The 614-nt window shown below is 71.7% G+C and carries 1 protein-coding gene; it reads left to right on the forward strand.

Annotated features, from left to right (window positions below; translation table 11 throughout):
- Positions 1 to 614, forward strand: a 614-nt coding sequence (locus ACMGE0_RS33605) for an AMP-binding enzyme (protein ID WP_436820181.1), incomplete at both ends; no start/stop codon positions are given.

The following is a 614-nucleotide window of genomic DNA, read 5'->3' on the forward strand; positions in this document are numbered from 1 at the left end:
GCCTGGGTGCTGGACGGCGACGGCAACGAGATGCCGGCGGGCGGCCTTGGCGAACTCACCATCGGCGGCGAGACCCTGGCGCGCGGCTATCTCGGCCGCCCAGGGCTGACGGCGGAGAGGTTCGTGCCCGATCCGGCCCGGCCGGGCGGGCGCCTCTACCGCACCGGCGATCTGTGCCGCATGCGCGTCGACGGGACCGTCGACTTCCTCGGCCGCATCGACAGCCAGATCAAGCTCAGGGGCTTCCGTATCGAGCTCGGCGAGATCGAGGCGGCCCTGCGCCGGGCTCCCGGCGTCGCCGATGCGGCCGCCGAGGTCAAGGGCGAGGGCGAGGGACGCCACATCGTCGGCTATGTCACTGGAGACACCATCGATACCGCGGCGGTCAAAGCGAGCCTGGAAGCAGCACTTCCCTCCCATATGGTACCGGCGGCCATCGTCGCGCTCGCCACCCTGCCGCTGATGCCGAACGGCAAGCTCGACCGGCGCGCGCTGCCCGACCCGGAGCTTGCCTCGGCCGCAGCCTATGTCGCACCGCGCAACGAGACCGAAGCCGCGCTCGCCGCCATCTGGCAGGACGTCCTCGGCCTCGACCGCGTCGGCGTCAACGACAA

The sequence above is a fragment of the Neorhizobium descurainiae genome, assembly GCF_051400715.1.
Classification (GTDB): domain Bacteria; phylum Pseudomonadota; class Alphaproteobacteria; order Rhizobiales; family Rhizobiaceae; genus Neorhizobium.